The 17,254-nt window shown below is 49.8% G+C and carries 16 protein-coding genes; 4 read left to right on the top strand and 12 right to left on the bottom strand.

The window, feature by feature from the left end; all coding sequences use genetic code 11:
* Positions 1-390 precede the first annotated feature (390 nt).
* From gad to ACJJJB_RS06470, 9 genes are all read right to left on the bottom strand, one after another.
* Complete coding sequence (gene gad, locus ACJJJB_RS06510; RefSeq protein ID WP_020415121.1) at positions 391-1,764, bottom strand: glutamate decarboxylase; 1,374 nt, start codon at positions 1,762-1,764, stop codon at positions 391-393.
* Positions 1,765-2,061: 297 nt separating this feature from the next.
* The gene (locus tag ACJJJB_RS06505) at positions 2,062-2,865 is read right to left on the bottom strand and encodes a class I SAM-dependent methyltransferase (protein ID WP_445365931.1); all 804 of its coding nucleotides are present in this window, start codon (positions 2,863-2,865) and stop codon (positions 2,062-2,064) included.
* A gap of 35 nt (positions 2,866-2,900) precedes the next feature.
* On the bottom strand, positions 2,901-3,269 hold the full coding sequence (locus tag ACJJJB_RS06500) for a SpoIIAA family protein (RefSeq protein ID WP_020415118.1): 369 nt from the start codon (positions 3,267-3,269) through the stop codon (positions 2,901-2,903).
* A gap of 73 nt (positions 3,270-3,342) precedes the next feature.
* Positions 3,343-3,891 carry a hypothetical protein gene (locus ACJJJB_RS06495; RefSeq protein ID WP_445365930.1) on the bottom strand — a complete coding sequence of 183 codons (549 nt, stop codon included), beginning with the start codon at positions 3,889-3,891 and terminating at the stop codon, positions 3,343-3,345.
* Positions 3,892-4,246: 355 nt separating this feature from the next.
* On the bottom strand, positions 4,247-4,711 hold the full coding sequence (locus ACJJJB_RS06490; protein ID WP_445365929.1) for a hypothetical protein: 465 nt from the start codon (positions 4,709-4,711) through the stop codon (positions 4,247-4,249).
* Between the two features lie 345 nt (positions 4,712-5,056).
* The gene (locus tag ACJJJB_RS06485; protein ID WP_020415115.1) at positions 5,057-6,142 is read right to left on the bottom strand and encodes a PQQ-dependent sugar dehydrogenase; all 1,086 of its coding nucleotides are present in this window, start codon (positions 6,140-6,142) and stop codon (positions 5,057-5,059) included.
* A gap of 388 nt (positions 6,143-6,530) precedes the next feature.
* Positions 6,531-7,178 (bottom strand): YiaD family glycine zipper/OmpA-like lipoprotein, encoded by a 648-nt coding sequence (locus ACJJJB_RS06480; RefSeq protein WP_020415114.1) that lies wholly within the window; start codon positions 7,176-7,178, stop codon positions 6,531-6,533.
* A gap of 569 nt (positions 7,179-7,747) precedes the next feature.
* Positions 7,748-7,975, bottom strand: coding sequence for a SlyX family protein (locus tag ACJJJB_RS06475; protein ID WP_444945176.1), 228 nt, complete (start codon positions 7,973-7,975; stop codon positions 7,748-7,750).
* The gene (locus ACJJJB_RS06470; protein WP_020415112.1) at positions 7,975-9,117 is read right to left on the bottom strand and encodes a serine hydrolase domain-containing protein; all 1,143 of its coding nucleotides are present in this window, start codon (positions 9,115-9,117) and stop codon (positions 7,975-7,977) included. Before ACJJJB_RS06470 ends, ACJJJB_RS06475 begins: the two co-directional genes overlap by 1 nt.
* A 110-nt stretch (positions 9,118-9,227) precedes the next feature.
* Between ACJJJB_RS06470 and ACJJJB_RS06465 the strand changes: the two genes are divergently transcribed.
* Positions 9,228-9,692, top strand: coding sequence for a PaaI family thioesterase (locus ACJJJB_RS06465; RefSeq protein ID WP_353375231.1), 465 nt, complete (start codon positions 9,228-9,230; stop codon positions 9,690-9,692).
* Positions 9,693-9,825: 133 nt separating this feature from the next.
* Here ACJJJB_RS06465 and ACJJJB_RS06460 read toward each other — a convergent pair whose 3' ends face one another.
* Positions 9,826-10,659 carry an ion transporter gene (locus tag ACJJJB_RS06460; RefSeq protein ID WP_282950818.1) on the bottom strand — a complete coding sequence of 278 codons (834 nt, stop codon included), beginning with the start codon at positions 10,657-10,659 and terminating at the stop codon, positions 9,826-9,828.
* 187 nt (positions 10,660-10,846) lie between these two features.
* Between ACJJJB_RS06460 and yciH the strand changes: the two genes are divergently transcribed.
* Complete coding sequence (yciH, locus tag ACJJJB_RS06455) at positions 10,847-11,170, top strand: stress response translation initiation inhibitor YciH (RefSeq protein ID WP_353375230.1); 324 nt, start codon at positions 10,847-10,849, stop codon at positions 11,168-11,170.
* On the opposite strand, the gene ACJJJB_RS06450 is transcribed toward yciH, so the two are convergent.
* Together ACJJJB_RS06450 and ACJJJB_RS06445 are read right to left on the bottom strand one after the other, a co-directional pair.
* Positions 11,167-13,668 carry a hypothetical protein gene (locus tag ACJJJB_RS06450; RefSeq protein WP_444945177.1) on the bottom strand — a complete coding sequence of 834 codons (2,502 nt, stop codon included), beginning with the start codon at positions 13,666-13,668 and terminating at the stop codon, positions 11,167-11,169. The two genes, yciH and ACJJJB_RS06450, sit on opposite strands and share 4 nt — an antisense overlap.
* Positions 13,669-13,848: 180 nt before the next feature.
* The gene (locus tag ACJJJB_RS06445; RefSeq protein ID WP_020415107.1) at positions 13,849-14,493 is read right to left on the bottom strand and encodes a TetR/AcrR family transcriptional regulator; all 645 of its coding nucleotides are present in this window, start codon (positions 14,491-14,493) and stop codon (positions 13,849-13,851) included.
* A gap of 204 nt (positions 14,494-14,697) precedes the next feature.
* Here ACJJJB_RS06445 and ACJJJB_RS06440 point away from each other — a divergent pair, with 204 nt between their 5' ends.
* On the top strand, positions 14,698-15,591 hold the full coding sequence (locus ACJJJB_RS06440; protein ID WP_353375227.1) for an SDR family oxidoreductase: 894 nt from the start codon (positions 14,698-14,700) through the stop codon (positions 15,589-15,591).
* Complete coding sequence (locus ACJJJB_RS06435; protein WP_353375226.1) at positions 15,591-17,198, top strand: acyl-CoA carboxylase subunit beta; 1,608 nt, start codon at positions 15,591-15,593, stop codon at positions 17,196-17,198. Before ACJJJB_RS06440 ends, ACJJJB_RS06435 begins: the two co-directional genes overlap by 1 nt.
* Positions 17,199-17,254: the final 56 nt, after the last annotated feature.

Genomic DNA, 17,254 nt, shown 5'->3' with positions numbered 1-17,254 from the left:
CAAAGATCTGATTAGCCCCACTTTTCAACCCAACTTGCCACTAAGGCCTCAAAAATTCCACCTTTGGCATAGGGACATTTCTTAGTAGTTTTACCTTGATCACCTCAACTAAAATTGCATGTATGCCCACTGCCAAACTACGGAGTACCTGCAACTCATAGTCTGTATCCCATAATAATATAGACCGAATATTCAGGGCCCCAGTCTAACGGCTATTAATGTGAGCGATGTATATATGTTGGAGTATGCTTCAATAACCTGAAGGAATAATTATTGATTATTATTTTTAAATCTTTATAAGAAACAGATATTAAAATTTATCTCAAATCTTACGTTATTTTTCTATATAACAGAGAACACCTAAAAGCAACTTTCACCAGAAGACGAAAACTAACACTTACTCGGCGCCACCTTCCGAGGGTCGTGCAGTTTCGGTGGGCTGGCATTGCCGCCGTGTTGCTTCAACCAGTTGCAGGCGTTAATGATGTCATCTGCCAGGCCATGTATTGCATTCAGATTAAGGTGTGGGCGCACCACTATTCGCAAGGTATTTACTGATTGGGCGTTTGGCGGCATCGAATAAGCTGACAGAACCCAACCCCGCTCACGGACCTTATCTGAAATATCATACTCATTAAAATTGGTAATCTTATTATTCAGAGTCATCGCCACTACCGGGATACGCTGAGTCTTGTTCATAATCTCAAAGTAGCCACTCTCAACTAAACGATTACGTAAAGTCTGAGCGTTATCCAAAGTATGCTGCATAATATCCTGGTAACCCTTAAAACCGAGACGAATAAAGTTGTAATACTGGTAGGCAACAGTGGAGGCATTGCGACTAAAGTTCAATGTGGCAGTAGGCATCTCACCACCCAAATAGTTTACATAAAACATCAAGTCTTCATCAAAAACAGCACGCTCTCTAAAAATTATCCAACCTAAACCTGGCGGCACTAAGCCAAATTTATGACCGGACGCGTTGATAGATTTAACTCTCGGCAGGCGAAAATCCCAGTGGTAATTCGGATATAAAAACGGGTTCACAAATCCACCGGATGCAGCATCAATATGCATAGGGACATCATGGCCAGTAGTTTCCTGATAACTATCCAACCAATTATGGATCGCACGGAAGGAATCATCTTCACCGGTAAATGTCTGCCCCGCAATAGCCACCACTGCTATTGTATTCTCATCTACTAACGTATCCAGGTGTTCACTGGTAAAACGGTAATGTCCAGGCTTAAGCGGGGCAATGCGTGGCTCTACATCAAAATAGCGCATAAATTTTTCCCACACAATTTGTACATTGGCACCTGTGACCAAGTTAGGCCTGCCCCCATCTTTACCTGTTTTCTCTCGCCTCTTACGCCAGCGCCATTTATGGGCCAGACCCGCCAACATACAAGCTTCTGAAGAGCCTATTGTCGCTGCACCATAGGGTTCTACATTCTTCGGGCCATTCCAAAGTTCGTGCAACCAGCGCACCATCCGTGCTTCCATAGCAAAAAGCTGGGGATACATATCATGATCGATATAATTTTTGAGATAGTGCTTTTTTGCCACTTCAAAAGCTTCGGGCTCGGTAAAGGTGGTGACAAAGGACGACAGGTTCATAGCCGGTTTGGCGTCAGACCAGGTTTCACTGGTTACAATGGATTCGGCGGCATAAGCACAAATACTGTCACGGGGAAAGTGATCTTCAGGAATATCCTCATTGTACTCATCAAAAAACAGGTCGAACGGAGACTTCTCTCTCATAGCCAACCTCCTTGCCATTAATCTGCATCAATGAAAGGCCGCTGCATATCCCCCTCTTTATACCAAGAGGGTTTTTACATATGGATGTTTTGCAACAACATAGCAGTAGAAACCAAAATGCCACCAGGCACCAAGGCAACATAGACCCTGTGACCAGCTACAACCAGCTGTTTAGGAAGGAAAAGGAGCTAGCAAATGAGAGCACCCTGCTTTTGGGTAAGACGCAATATGATATTACCTGATTCGATATTTAGCCGGTGGTTACATAAGCCGCCAGCTAAACATTCTTAAAGTGGCTTAGCCAGGAACGCCATGTTTGGTATAGATATCAAAACGTCCGGACTTACCCTCAAGCGAGAGCGTGGGCTTTTTTTCACCCAGATGCGGAGCCTGCTTCGGGCGCTTGACCACGGTACGGTAATAACAGGCCTTAAGCGCGGGCTCAAGTAAGGCATCCGCATCTTCGTCTGCTCCTACCAAATAGTGGAAAGCCACCATCTCTTTTTTTACTTTGGCACTTTTGCCCCGTGGCGGGAACATTGGGTCCAGGAAGACAACAGGCCAGGAACCTTCCGCTTGCTGTGCCAGCCAGTCAGCAGAAGAGTCTTTTCGATCAGTAAGGGACAATCGCTCTGCCACCAATATCAACTCTGGATCAAGGACTGCAGCTTCCTGCAGCCTCCTCAAGCCATCTTGCAGCAACAAATACACCACTGGGTTACGCTCTAACATCAGGACTTCACAGCCCAATGATGCCAAAACAAAGGCATCACGTCCGAGCCCTGCGGTCGCATCCAAAACACGGGGGTGAAAACCAGGCCGTATACCAACAGCTTTAGCGACTGGCTGCGCTTTACCGCCACCATATTTACGCCTGTGCGCCATAGCCCCACCAACAAAGTCCACAACCACTGGTCCCGGTGCTTTTTTTCCTGTCGCGCACAACTGTAGTTGCTCACCGCAACGTAGCACCTGCGGAAAATCACAAATTTCTGTGGGATCTTCAACACCCAGGCAGAGAAGGTCAAGTTGGTTGGAAAGTTGCTCAGCAGCGGCAAGGTAATCTTTGGCCGCCGCGATAATGGCCAATGCTGGACTCACCACTACTCCTAAAAATCGTTAGATGGTGCGTGATGCTACCCCGGATTTTCCAACCATTCCAGAGCTTCAGACTTCTCATTCGAGTTAAACGGGCGGACTTCTGCGCTGATAAAATGACAAACCAAATGCGGCATAAAACTTAAAACAGGGTTGTCGGACACCACCGCAATTTTTTGTATGTGTTTATGGTGATCGTGCACAAAACGAAAATGAGTAATCATCGCGACGAAATTTTCCCATCCAGCAAAATCCTCGGCGTCGATCATTAGTCCTTCTATTCTGCCCTGTTCCCTGATTACCGGATCTACTTGTGACGCCAGCTGATGGAAATCTTCTGCAGAAAACTTTCCCTTGGGGCGAATTTCTAGGATTTTGTGTCCCTGACACCATTTGTGCTCGATCATTCTGTTAAAATAGCTTTGGGCCGCCTAAACAGGCGACCCTCACCGATCTCCTGGTTCCTACTTTCTGTTCTATCTATTGCTGGGGCTGGCCAGAATTACTTTCCATTCCCTCATCAGTGCCCGTGTCGGTATCACCGGGATTACTTTCCATATTTTCAGCACCCTCTACTGCTTGCTGGGCTTCACTGGAGGCTTCATCAACAGCTTCACCTGCGGGGCTTGCCGTGCTCGGCTCTTCCTCTGGGGTTGAATCATTAGGATTGCCACTAGCAGTCTCTGCATCTGCTTCCCCAGGCTCCGGGGTTGGTCCGCCGCTCGAGGGAACTGAGCCAGAGCTAGTAGAAGTGCTACCCCCAGGAGGTGTGGGATCTGTCTGATCGGATTCCTGTGGCACCTGGGTATCGGGGTTACCCATGCCATCAGGTGGTGTGGTGGTGCCGTTAGGCGAAGAAGAATCACTACCACTGCCGCTACCCGACGGCGTGGAGTTATCGTTCATTTGCTCGCTCTTTGGCTGATCCATTGAGTCATAGGCTTCTTTGGCCTTGTGTTCGCCACTGCGAGACATAAAGTATCCGATGATCAGTAACAAAATGATCAATGGAATCAATAGCTTCTTCATACGTCGACCTCTCGACCCCAAGCGGTTTCTGGAAAACACTTATTGCAAGGCCGGCTAAGCGCCTGGGCTTTTGGGCCCACGGCAGTGAGCACTATAGGCTTGCCTCACACTGCATCCCTGCGGCAATAATAGCTGGCCCTAAGGCCTTTTGACGCCAGCGCCAAGTAATTCAACGCATATCGACTAAAAGAAGATGACGCCAATACTGATAAGAATAACTCGGCATTGGCGTACTTCAAGGAGGTAACCTCCACTTGGAGAGTTTGGATTGCTGTAAATAGCAGGCAACTTACAACCAACAGTTCTATTCAACAAAATTAGATCAACAAAGTTACTGGCGGCGCTCTTAAAGCACCTATCCTCGGGTGGTGAATTCATTGAGCTCTGCTAAGAGCTCCTCTGCATCAGATTCCACCACTGCGGCATCGCAACTGCGCAGTTGTAGCCGTCCATAACTATCCAGACTGGCAAAGATCAAATAACGCTCCCCTTTCTCAAGCTTGGTATCGCAAAACTCCAGCCCCAAACGAAATGTGATTTGATCTGCCACAGTCCCCTTCCATATCTGTTCAGGAACAGCCGAATAAACATAGCCTGAAATTGCTGTGACACCCGGCTCTGAGAGAGCGCTGTCTACATCCCTATGAATTCCTATAACCTCCACCTGAGCTACCACCGCCGCTTCGGTAAAACGCATCTCCAGGTTGGTAGTAGGCACACCCAATACTCCTTCTTCTGCATGTCCCATATGAGGCATCAAATTGAGGAAAATTAAGACAAATCCCAGGGAGAGCGTTATTAGGGTGGCTTGACGGGACACAGGCTTTCTCCATTATTCGTATTGTCGCTACTGTAGAAATAGCACAACCCGGAAGAACCCTATTTTGATTTTAAACTTTCAGCAAAAAATTATGAAAAAAGCGTTTACCGGTCAGTATTCATGGGTTTCAACTGACAGGGAAGCCCGGTCATCTCAACCAATGAATTATATGAAGCATGCCGGGCTATTAGTGTCAAGGCTTGTCTTCCACGCAAAACATGAGTAAGCACACGCGACAAGGCAATTAGAGCCCCATTAATGGCTACTGGAAATATTGAAGATAGTTGGCCGCCTTTACAGGCAGCCTAACCCAATACTTCTATAGAAAATCACTTCAGCTGAAGTTCAATGATCACTGTAAGTTAAACGATAAATCTTATGGGCAAAATCATCTGAAATCAGCACACTGCCATCAGGCATCTCCAGGAAGGCCACCGGGCGTCCAAAAGTCGTTTCATCCCGCATAAAACCAGTAATCACAGGTTTATAGTTGGTGATTCTATTCTCTTCTACAGTAGCTAACATCACACGATAACCCGACTTCTTGCTTCGATTCCAGGAGCCGTGTTCCGCAACCAAAAGGTTTTTCCTGTAATCATCAGGAAATTGATTGCCAAGGTAAAAGTGTATTCCCAGAGGTGCGACGTGGGCACCCAAATTTAGTACTGGTGCGGAATAATCACTAACCTTCCTATCTTGACCAAATTCAGGGTCTGCAATATCAGCGCCATGAAAATAGGGGTAACCAAAATGCTCTCCTTCGTAGCTTACCCTATTAATTTCACAAGGCGGGATATCATCTCCCATCATATCCCTGCCATTATCACTGAACCACAACTCATTTGTCTGCGGGTGAAAATCAAAACCCACAGTATTTCTCACTCCATTAGCGATTACTTTTGTTTCCTTTGAAGCCAGATCTAAAGAAAATATCTTGGAATAGCGTTTATCTGCATCACAAATATTACATGGCGCTCCAACAGGAACTATTAAATTACCCTTTTTATCAAAACGTAAGAATTTCCAACCGTGATGCCTATCAGACGGGAACTGATCATAAACCACTTCAGATTTTGGCTTATCAAGATTTTCATCTATATCAGGAAAACGAATAATTTTATTAATATCGGCCACATACAAATCGCCATTTTTATAGGCAATCCCTGTCGGCGCTCTTAAGTTTTCCATGAGCAACCAACGCCGATCTGCTTTTCCATCGTTATTTGTATCTTTGAAAGCATATATCTTTTTGGCACTGAAAGAGCCAGAAAAAACAGTACCTGACTCAGAAAGTGCCAGTTGTCGTGCAGTCTCTACATCTTCGGCAAAGTAACTAAGTTCAAAGCCATCCGGCACCTTTAGTTGTTCAAGGGTAATCTCAGCTTGCACTACTGATGAGAGCAATAAACTAATTAGCAGTATTTTTTTCATGGGACGCAGTCAACAGACAAAATGCTATCTTAGCTTTAGATGCACTTTTTGACTAACCAATAAAGACTGTATGAGACAGAAACCTGCGAGAATAAGTTAAGCGACCTAAAAGAAACTCTTTAAAAGCCCTATCGCCCCCCCTTTACGAATGGCTGTTGCCACCAGCTATGGTTTGCTACCGGCACTATTAGCCCTGAGTTTACTAACCCTGCCTGAAAGTAAGGTCAATGATTAAACAAACATAAGGGTAGAAGGGCAACCCTGCCACATCTGTAAAGGAGGATTGATACTGAGGAGGTCAAAAGGGATTAATTAGGACCGCAGCGCCTACGACTATTCAGTTAGGCGCTGCGAGTGTCACTCTAGAGGCAACTAAGCCTCATGCCGCTTATAGCGGCAACAGCTCGAGCTCTACACGACGGTTAGCTTGGCGGCCTGATTCAGAGTCATTACTAGCCAGCGGATAACGCTCACCATAACCGACAGCCTGTACACGACCGTAGGCAACACCGCTATTACTGAAGAAGCTAGCTACCGAATTAGCGCGCTGCTCACTCAAGGACTGGTTGTAAACGTCAGAGCCAGTGCTGTCAGTATGGCCACTAACACGGATGGCTGTCTTATCAAACTCCTGTAAAACAACAGTCACAGATTCCAGAGTATCGTAAAAGTCAGTTCGAATATCGGAGCGGTTGGTACCAAATGTGATATTGCCAGGCATGATCAGACGGATGTTATCGCCCTCACGCTGAACACGAACACCACTGCCCTCCAGGCGCTGTCGCAAAGCCATTTCCTGGCGATCCATATAATAGCCAATGCCACCGCCAATGGCTGCGCCACCCAAGGCCCCGGTGAGAGCCCCTTTCTTACGGTCTTTCTTACTCGCAGTTGCCGCACCGACAATTGCACCAGCTACAGCGCCAATTCCTGCCCCTTTGGCGGCATTACTGGTTTTACTCTCACCGGTGTATGGGTCCAAAGTGGAACAACCCACCAGTGAGCCCATTGCAAGAATTGCTACCCAATGTTTCATTATTGGTTCTCCTAACGCACTTTTAATAAACGGGTATTGGGATGCACTGAGCCCAGTGCTCCTGCACAGTCCCTACAGTATTCAGCACGCTAGCTGACCGGCGGCTGAATCGACCCTACGAAATATTGTGAAGGCTAAGATAAACTGATCATCAGTTCTATTGACCAGTCCCCATTGCGCATCATCGATTACTGCGACGACGATGCACTAGCGTGCAGTTTCGCCACTAGAGAAGTGTTTACCCCCTTCTTCCACAAAATCTGTGGATAACTCTGTGCATTAATCGACAAAGGTCAGCGCCACATGGCGTAATCCCTTGCCTATAGCATTTTGCACATTTTTTAAACTCTTGAGTTTTGCCAATAAAAACAACAGGTTAGATAAAGCAAAATTTTTAATGTACCGGCTGTTTTAGTGTATACAGGTAGTTGTCAGCAGCATGTTTGCATGTGGAAAAGTTTGTCAATACCTCCAGCACCAGAGGACAAACTTTTTTTAGACGCATTTGTGCTTACTCCCACAACTCAATGGCACGACTTTAATCATTCACATCTACAAGCTATCCCCTGCTAATAATGTGGCGGCTTCTCATCTTGCTGCTTTGCTCCACCCTGCATTTCGAAAGTTATCGCACTGTACTTTTCTCCCAGCTCACGAATGCGTGCAATCAGGTTCCGGATATCCAAATCCTGGCGGGCAATAACGTCATTAAGTTGGGCGATAGTATCCTCCTGGAAAGCGAGACGGCTCTCCAGCTCATCAATACGCTCAACCAGCTTTAAAATTTCATCACTCATCACAGCAGCCCGTATAAGGTTTCCACCAACCCTACCGCGCGCCGGTCCATAAACAAACTCTGCCCCAGCCTTGTTGTGACATACCCCAATCCCAAGCCACATTCAGGATCGGCGAATCCGACACTGCCACCGGCACCCGGATGACCAAAGCCTTCAGGACCACCAAAACGCAAATCCGCAGCGTTACTGCTGCGAATAAAACCACAACCAAAACTCACTTCGGCCTGTAGCACTTTATCTCGGCCGCAACTTTGCTCCCGTGCAGCCTCTTTTACCCATTCTATTGGTAAAGTTTCGGGGTTGTCCTTTGACAGATCGCCGTACACTGCTGCCAGGTCTCGCGCACTGAAATGTCCATTGGCAGCGGGAATCAATGCTCCGCGCCACTCGGAGCTGTTGGTTCCCATCATCAGGCTAACGGGATTGCTAAACGCCATTGAAACCGGACCCTTGCGATCTTCTTTTATTGCACGACCAATAGCATTTTCACGCAACTCTGGAAGCGGCTGTTTGAGGGGGCTGACATCAGCTATACGCTGGGATTTGTGTCCATTAGCGCCAAAGCCCCCATCGAGATCGAGGGGTTTGGCTAACATTTCCCGATAAAGTTCCAATAAGGGCTTTTGCGCTACCCGCTCGATCACCCCACCCAAGCTCCAGCCGTACAAAAAAGGGGCGTAGCCCTGCTGAGTTCCAGGAGCCCACCAAGGCTCAGTACGAGCCACTTCATCACATGCCGCTTGCCAGTCATAAATCAGGCTATCCTTTACCCGCCCACGGAAGGCAACCAAACCACTACGGTGGCAAAGTAATTGGCGTGCCGTGACACTGTCCTTACCTCGGGCAAATTCCGGCCAGTAGTCTGCCACAGGGCGGTCCAGATCCAGGTTACCAGCAGCTACTTGTTGCATAGCAAGCAGTGCGAGTATGCCCTTACTGGAAGAAAATACATTGGCTAGAGTATCTTCTGTAAAAGGGCGTTCGGCATCCCTATCAGCGCTACCGGCCCATAAGGAACAGATCAATTCTCCATGCTGGCGCACCGCAAAGGCCGCGCCGGTATCCCCACACTCGCGAAAATTTTTGGCGAAAGCATCATAAAGTGCCTCAAACCCAGGGGCGCAAAGGCCATATATTTCCATGTATCTATGTCCAGATAATTCGGGTAACTCTATTGGAAGCCCGCAAGGTTAATTTCTTCCCCTCTCTGGCGCAAATCGGTAGTATTGCGCGTCTATCGCGAGGGACAGTTATGACTCAAGAAATCGCCATCCAGGATCAAATTCAGGGCAACCACTGCTTTGGTTGTGGCCCGGACAACGACCAAGGGCTGCGTATCAAGAGCTATTGGAGTGGCCAGAATCAAACCCGCTGTGAGTTTACTCCCAGCCCGTTTCACAATGCTGGTCCAGCAAAGTATTTGAATGGTGGTATTATCGCCACAGTGATTGATTGCCATACTATTTGTACGGCTATCGCTGATGGCTATGTACAGGCCGGGCGCGATGTTGGTACTGGGGAGAAAATCTGGTACGCAACCGGTAAGCTCGATATCAAATACCTGGCTCCAGCAATGATTGATAAACCACTAATCCTCGAAGCCTCTATTGTCGGACGCGGCCCCAAAAAAACCGTATTACACTGTAGCCTTACCAGCGATGGCCGTTTATGCGCCAAGGCTGAGGTTGTGGCAGTACGTGTTCCAGGTGACTGGTAGCCACTCCCAACAAGAAAAATACTTTCTGATGAATTTTTAGCTCAGGTCACATGGACTCAGGGGTGACCCTATCTCTCGGAGCTTCTACCCCTCTCTGCTCAAAAAGCAGGCAGGCCTGATGAGCTGACAATTTTCAAACTTCAGGTACCTCCTCCGTATCCTCCAGCCTGTGGCCACAAAACTTACAGTATTCCGCATCGGGATCATGGGCGCTGCGACTGCAGTTGTGGCAAGCCAGCTGGGTACGCTCGCGATTCATCTCTCCCGCCAACTCCGCGGTCAAAATCCCTGTGGGAACTGCAATGATTGAGTAACCTATCAACATCGTCATCGCCGCAATTGCCTGCCCAAGTGGTGTCTGTGGCGAAATATCCCCATAGCCTACAGTCGTAATGGTGACAATTGCCCAATACACGCTGGTGGGAATACTGGTAAAACCATGACCAGGCCCCTCTACTACAAACATCAGGGAGCCAAAGATAATACACATTACAAATACGCTAGAGTAGAACACCAGAATTTTTCGCCGCGCAAGCCCCAAAGCACGCAACAAAATATTGGCATCCCTCAGGTAGCGAACCAGCTTAAGTATCCTGAAAATACGCAGCACCCGCAGTAAGCGGATCACCAGCAAATAGGTTGCACCGGTATAGAGCAGGGCCAGATAACTCGGCAGGATTGCGAGTAGATCGACAATTCCATAGAAGCTGAAAATATATTTACGGCGATTCACCGAACAATAAATTCGTGCGAAGTACTCTATGGTAAACAACCCGGTAAAGACCCACTCCAGACCGATGAGCAGCGAACCGTAACGATCCGCTACAGCTCCAATCGAAGCCAGTAAAACCAGGGACACACTGATCAAAATCGCCCAGATCAAGAAAACATCAAAGTTGCGTCCGGCGGGAGTATCTGTACCGAAGATCACCTCATTGAGCAGTTTTCGACGTCCTGTTAACGCCATCTATCACCTCAACCACTTGCTGCTATCAATTTTCGGCGGAATTCTAACCTTTAGGAGGAACTTGGTCGCCTCTAATTTTCACCGGGCCCACTGCCGGTCAGCTGGGTCCCCTTTGACTTCTTCCACACCTCGGGCACAATCGCGCTCCGACCAAAAATCACAATTGTTTATCGGGGAGCCCTCAGCCATGGCCAAGGAAAATCGTCTCGTCTATTCCACCGATCGCGGCCGTATAAAAGAAGAACCCTCTGCAGAAAAGCGCCATGAGGGGGATGGCATAGTACGTATCCACAGGGAGACCAAGGGACGCAAGGGTAAAGGGGTGACCTGCGTGCGCGGGATCGCAGGTACTGATCGTGAATTGAAATTACTGCTGGCAGAATTGAAGAAACGCTGTGGCTGCGGTGGTGCCTTGAAAGACGGTGTGATTGAAATCCAAGGCGACAAGCGCCCGGAAATCAAGACCCTTCTCGAGTCCAAGAACTATAAGGTCAAGCTGGCCGGGGGTTAAACGGTTCGCAACAGGCGAAGTGGACTCAGCTGCAGCTGCCTTTCCCGCTCCAGACAGCGTCTCAACAAGGCTGCCAACTGTACCTGATAATACTCCAGAATCACCGATCGGGCATATTTACAACGAGACTCCATTGACCGCACAGCTGCCAATGCCTCTTGGTGTTGCTGCGGCAATACCTGTAGGGTTTCACGCTTAGCCTTGATACATAGGGCACTACCAAGACCCTGCGATCTCAATAACTCAGAAGATTCTACTGTAGCGAAAGTCGCATCCAATTCCCGAGCACTCAAGGCCAGATATTTCTGCACCAGCTCCCGTTCTGACAGGTTTTGCGATAGATGCCGGGCAAATAACCCCAAACTGGCACTAAACCCGGCAAGCCGCTCCAGATGAGGCTCTAGGGAATCGTATGCAGAAAGATGGCGCAGTTGGTTGCGCGCCTCTTGGCGTTCCTTCGCCGGCATGGTTACCAGAGCCAGACACAAGCGTTGGTAAAACGCGGTATAGATATGCTGCAGCTGCTTTTCACTCTCTTCCAATTCGGATCGTTTCAGCGCAGCCAACTCTTGAGCCGATGCAAGACTGCCACTTTTTAGTGAGTAATCCTGGGGGTCGATACGCAACTTGTTCCTAATCATTGCCGCACCCAGCTGCATTGTTGCCATACGAGTTCGCAACATCCGGCTACGCTCGCGCACCTCACCCAAATCAACCAACTTGCCTCGCAACCAATCGACAATGGCCTGCAGATCCATCTCCTGCATTTCTTTAGATGCTGGTCGACTCAACGGCAGCAAAGAAAACGGAGGAAGACGATTAAAGTACTCTTCCAAAGTCTGCACTGCCTCGTCTACCTCACGGCTGGAACAGAGCAAGCGGCGATTTTCTACTACTTGGCAATCAGCCCCAGCGCTGGAAGCAGTGCAGGCCATTGCCAATTCAGTAAAATTGGCGAATAGCTCCGGCATAGAGACTTCCCATTTGATACGAGAGCCCAGGTCACGCCGGCTTACCACCTCAATACGCTCTAAATCCGCCGCCTCACACACATCCCAGGGATCACTTGCCTGCCCCATGGCTAGCTCTATAGCCTTACAGGTTTCTTGGTCCAGATTCTCAAACGTCCAGGCTATCGCAGTAGGGATATTTTCAAATCGTTGACCCAGGGCAGCGGCCTCACGGGCGGTCTCTGAGACAATCAAATCCGCGTGCACCAGTCGGTGCCACCTTTCGGCAAACCCCGGAAACACCTGACTACCAATCAAATCTGCCGCCCACAGATCAGCACGTGACTCTAGGTAACGGGCACTACTACGGGTAATGAATCGGTGCAGGTTTTCGAGACGCTCCACTAAAGGCAATAAAAAGTGGCCACAGATGACCAGCATGCGATGAAAGGGTTTCTGGAAAATACTGGGCTCTCCACTTGTACACAGGACACTGCGTTCGTTCTCTAGAGCCCACTGAACTAACTCAAGGCGGCGCAAACCATCCAAAACCAACCAAGCCAATAATCCGGTTAGTTTCCCCTGGTAGATACCAATTCCACGGCCCACCAAAGCTAGGGCCTCACTGCCACGTAGAGCCGTCACGCTGGCGAGCCCCAAATGAAGTGGTAATTGCTGGCGTATTACCTCGGAAAGTGTGGGTGAGCTGAAAATCTGGGCGTTGGGACTTAGAACAATCTCATTCACTTTCGGCAGACTGGTTCTTCGGGAAAGCTGTTCAAATAAACGCAGAAGGTCCTTACCTTGGGCTCGATCGAGGGGTATCTCACCGAGTTTGGCCCAAGCACTTCTCGGAAACCACAGGTAGGGCGCAGCCAGGAGCAGAAAAAGAAAACCACACACAGCAATCGCAATCAAACTGGATACAATAACGCTGCCATTCAAATCGCCCTGCCATACTGCAAGCGGAATCTGCCAGAGGGCAAAACCGACCCCATACAAACACAGGCCAGCAACTGTCAAAAAAATAGCGGGCAGCACTATTGCCGGCAAAAAACCCAATAAAGCTCTGCCAACACCGGAGGGCACAGTAACTTTCTTATCACTGATAATTTGCTCTATTCCCTTTGAGGGTTCTAAGGTCCTTGAGCCCTCCGATTGCACAGCAGCTTTAGGGGACTGACTGTACTCTGGTGGTACCCCTGGGCCGCTGCCAATAATGCTATTTTTGTTGAAGGACCTCCCCTTGGCTGTCTGGGCTTTGCGCCTCTGCGCTACCTTAATACGGGCAATTAACTGCTGATTATCAAATTTTCCTGCAGGGCAGACCTCCACTCTCAAACCAATTTTGTGAAGACCGGCGCGATACTCCAAGGCACGGGCAGATTCCAGCTGATCTCTGATAACCCACCCTTTCAATAGAAACCTTCGAGCTTGGGCTTCTGGGATTGAAAACAGCTTCGTAGCATCCCGCACCACTTGATCCGAATCTTTGGCGTGAAGTGTCCTTCCAGTGGAAACTACCTGGTAAAGTTCCTGGCTCGCCATTCCCCTCTCCTGTCACCTAGTGACACATATTGTCACATTCTTTACATCTTGCGCGCAGGGTAAAAGATTCATGAGAAAACGGGTGCGCACCAGTTCTCAGGAAACCATTCAAGGTTACATAATTGGCAAGAAAGGAGGCAAAGTGCACAGTTTTTCGTGCGCCTCGCAGTTTTTCTGTGGTCAGGGAGTAAAGATATGAAAGGTCCGATCAGCCAATTCAGGAATTGTCAGCCCCCTATCCCTGGGTTCGAACCAGCTATAAGTGTGGCTTAGTGCGCCAACTAAAAGCCGCCGCACAAGTGCCGGGTCATCACCAGGGCATTTGGCCGCAACAATTGCATCCAACCAGATCCGCTCATACTCTTCGCGCAGCTGCAATACCTCTTCCTGGCTCTCCTCAGACAAGCTGCGCCACTCCATTACCAGAATGGAAAATCCTGGTACGGCTTGTTCGTGGATAGCCTCGAGCTCAGACTGTATGCAAGCCCGCAACTTTTCCTGCGGACAGCCTGCACTCTCTGCAGCACTACGCATTCGAGCACTGGCAAATATGGTGACCTCTTTCATTACCGCGCAGAGAATCTGCTCTTTACTGGCAAAATGGTGAAAAATACTGCCAGAAAGTATGCCAACTTCCGCAGCTAGATCACGCACTGTGGTGCGGGCAAATCCCCTTTGCTCGAACAGACGCGCAGCGGCATTCAGTAAACGTCCGCGGGGAGAGGCAGGGTCAGTTAGCATACCCTGCTCTACCAGAGTACCAATTAATTCTTGTGGTGACAGTTGAGTCGGCACCTCCGCCAGCACTTGCGCACTCTCTCGCACGTATCTCTCCAAAACTTTTTCGGGTAATTAACCCGGAATATTAGCGGCCCAATGAATTTCAAATCAAATAGACGCCAGCTATTGAATACCAAGCGCTTGCTTGGTAGCGTTAAGCTATTCTGCGTTTTCTCACACGCAGGCGCAAGCGCCAACAAGAACAATAAAAACTGAATAAGCCGTGAGGCCGTAAAAAAGGAAACTTTCATGCGCTATCAAAGCCAGCTGCGCTCAGGCAGCTTTAGCGAGCAAACCTATATCGTCACCGGCGGCGGCAGCGGTATTGGCCGCTGTATCGCCCACGAATTGGCCAGCCTCGGCGCCCATGCAGTATTGATCGGGCGCAAACTGGACAAGCTGGAAAGGGTTGCCGGTGAAATCAATAACGATGGTGGCGAGTGCAGTTTGTTCAGCCTGGATATTCGCGATGAAGACGGAGTGCAGGAGACAGTGGGGCAAATTGTCCAGGCCCGGGGCCAAATTCACGGATTGGTGAACAATGCCGGTGGCCAGTTCCCCTCCCCCCTTGAGCAGATCAACACAAGAGGTTTCGATGCCGTTGTACGCAGCAACCTGCTCGGTGGCTTTTTAATGTCCCGAGAAGTTTTTGTGCAGTCGATGAAACAGCACGGCGGCAGTATCGTAAATATCACCGCAGATAACGCCGGCGGCATGCCAATGATGGGCCATTCCGGTGCCGCCCGCGCGGGCATGGAAAATATTACCGAAACCTCCGCATTGGAGTGGGCACCTTTTGGCGTTCGAGTTAACGCCGTGGCGCCAGGCTATATTCTCTCCAGCGGCTTTGATACTTACGACCCCAAATTCCTGCGCGAGCTACTACCGGGCTTCCGAGACAGCATTCCCCTCTACCGATTGGGAGAAGAAGCAGAAGTTAGTGGGGCAGTGTGCTTCCTACTTTCCGATGCCGCCAGCTATATCACCGGACAAACGCTGCGTATCGATGGTGGCTCAAGTCTCAAGCATCACTCTCCCCTTTGGCAGCCACAAGCCGCCAACAACTCCAAGCGCTTTAATGGATTCCACCGCAAACGCCGGCCCCAAGTTGTGGAAGAGCTGGAAGCGGAGGGTAAGCTCTAATGCAGCCGATTGATTCCCAGCTCGACAACCGCTCGGCAGAGTTCAATGACAACCAAGCTGCCATGCTCGAGCAGATCAACCAGTTTCGTGAAGCTGAGCAACGTCCGGTTCAAGCTGAAAAAAGTAAGGCTGCCCGCTATCGTGATCGGGGCTGGCTGCTGCCAAGGGAGCGCCTCAATTTATTGCTCGACCCCGGCGCACCTTTTGTAGAGCTGTGCTCCCTCGCCGGCTATAAATTGTTTGACGACCAGGATGGTACCGGTGCGGGTGGCGGAGCCATTTGTGGTATTGGCCAGATCAGCGGGCAACGTTGCATGGTTCGAGTGGATAACTATGCCGTAAAAGGTGGCACCATCTCACCAGCCGGGATGGATAAAGCCCTGCGAATGCAGCGGATCGCTCTGGAAAATCATTTACCAATAGTCGCCCTGGCGCAAAGTGGTGGCGCCAATCTGATGTACGCCAGCGACACTTTTGCTCCCGGTGGGCGGGGTTTTGCCAACCAGGCGCGAATGTCCGCCGCCGGTATTCCGCAAGTTACTGTGGTACACGGCGGCGCTACTGCCGGCGGCGCCTACCAGCCGGGCCTGTCAGATTATGTCGTTATGGTGCGCGGACAAACCGGCATGTACCTGGCTGGGCCGCCGCTGCTGAAAGCTGCCACCGGTGAAATTGCCGATGCGGAAAGCCTCGGCGGAGCAGAAATGCACTGTACCGAGTCCGGCAGTGGCGATTACTTAGCAGAGAACGACGCCGATGGTATTCGCATAGCAAGAGAGATTGTTGCCGCCCTACCCTCACCCATTAAAAGCTCAGTACAAAAAGATTACCGAGACCCACTGCACCCTATCGACGACCTGCTCGGCCTGATTCCAGCAGACAGCAAAAAGCCCTACGACGTGCGCGAAATTCTGGCTCGTATCGCCGACGGCTCCGCCATGCTGGATTTCAAGCCGGAATTCGATAGACAAACCGTGTGCGGCCATATTCGTATCGAAGGCTTCCCTGTGGGAATTATTGGGAATAACGGCCCGATCACCCCCAAGGGCGCCAACAAGGCCGCGCAGTTTATTCAATTGTGCGAACAGAGTGGCACGCCACTGCTGTTTTTGCATAACACCACCGGGTTTATGGTGGGTACCGAGGTGGAGCGCAACGGCATCATCAAGCATGGGGCCAAAATGATTCAGGCCGTGGCCAATGCCAGCGTACCAAAACTCAGCATTGTCGTAGGCGGCTCCTATGGGGCCGGCAACTACGCCATGTGCGGTCGCGGATTCGATCCCCGCTTTATTTTTGCCTGGCCCAATTCCCGCACCGCCGTTATGGGCGCAGCCCAGGCCGGCAAGGTAATGCGCATCGTCACCGAGCAAAAAATGCAACGCAGCGGCAATGTCGATGAGGCGGTATTAGACAAATTGGAAAACGACACCAGCGCATTTATGCAGGGCAATTCCGATGCTCTCGCCTGCAGTGCGCGCCTCTGGGATGACGGCATTATCGATCCCCGCGATACGCGCAAACTTTTAGGCATGTTGCTAGAAATTTGCAATGAGGCCGAGCAGAGAAAACTCAACAAAAATACCTTTGGCGTAGCTAGGCTTTAACGAAAAACCTGGGCAACAAGGAAGTGCGGTTGCCCATTCACACCATCACCGGGTTC

This window comes from Microbulbifer variabilis (assembly GCF_052468405.1).
Note: the sequence above shows the minus strand (reverse complement) of the source record. Positions and strands in the feature narration are given on the sequence as shown.